The organism is Streptomyces sp. AC627_RSS907 (assembly GCF_019049165.1).
In genome coordinates, this window is record NZ_JAGMUE010000934.1 from 1 (window position 1) to 563 (window position 563).

The window sequence follows — 563 nt, forward strand, 5'->3', positions numbered from 1 at the left end:
CGGTGGTGCCGCGCCGGATGACGGTGATGTCGTCGGCGACCGAGAGCACCTCGCCCAGCTTGTGCGAGATGAAGATGACGGTCAGGCCCTCGGAGGTGAGTTCGCGCAGGTTGTCGAAGAGCGCGTCGACCTCCTGCGGCACCAGCACCGCGGTCGGCTCGTCCAGGATGAGGACGCGGGCGCCGCGGTAGAGCACCTTGAGGATCTCCACCCGCTGCCGGTCGGCGACGCCGAGGTCCTCCACCAGCGCGTCGGGTCGCACGCCGAGCCCGTACGCCTCGGAGATCTCGCGCACCCTGGCGCGCGCCCTGGCCCCGATGCCGTGCAGCTTCTCGGCGCCGAGGACGATGTTCTCCAGGACGGTCAGGTAGTCGGCGAGCATGAAGTGCTGGTGCACCATGCCCACGCGGCGCGCGATGGCGTCGGCCGGCGAGTGCAGTTCGACCTCTTCGCCGTGGAGGGCGATGGTGCCCTCGTCGGGCCGCTGCATCCCGTAGAGGATCTTCATCAGGGTCGACTTGCCCGCGCCGTTCTCGCCGACGAGGGCGTGCACGGTGCCGCGG

General features: G+C 70.3%; 1 protein-coding gene. It reads right to left on the bottom strand.

Annotated features, from left to right (window positions below; all coding sequences use genetic code 11):
* The coding region (locus tag KUM32_RS39535) for an ATP-binding cassette domain-containing protein (RefSeq protein WP_217146567.1) at positions 1–563 on the bottom strand (563 nt) is incomplete at both ends.